The sequence below is a fragment of the Olsenella uli genome (assembly GCF_016899935.1).
Taxonomy (GTDB): domain Bacteria; phylum Actinomycetota; class Coriobacteriia; order Coriobacteriales; family Atopobiaceae; genus Thermophilibacter; species Thermophilibacter uli_B.
This window is the reverse complement of record NZ_JACJJK010000028.1, coordinates 1-280: the sequence shown is the minus strand read 5'-3', so window position 1 is coordinate 280 and position 280 is coordinate 1. Positions and strand designations below refer to the sequence as shown.

General features: G+C 40.4%; 1 protein-coding gene. It reads left to right on the top strand.

Annotation, left to right across the window (positions count from 1 at the left end):
* The coding region (locus H6A07_RS09720; RefSeq protein WP_204814720.1) for a fumarate hydratase at positions 1 to 280 on the top strand (280 nt) is incomplete at both ends.

Genomic DNA, 280 nt, shown 5'->3' with positions numbered 1-280 from the left:
CTATTAATGCTGGTGTAGCAAAAGGCTATACTGAAGGATACCTTCGTAAATCCGTTGTTGAAGAACCTCTCTTCAACCGCAAAAACACTGGAAATAATACTCCTGCTGTTATTTATACTGAAGTTGTTCCTGGTGATAAACTTACAATCCAAGTTGAACCAAAAGGCTTCGGTAGCGAAAATAAATCAGGCCTTAAAATGCTTGTACCTGCTGATGGTGTAAAAGGCGTTAAAAAAGCTGTTATGGAAATCATCCTCCATGCAAGCTGCAACCCTTGCCC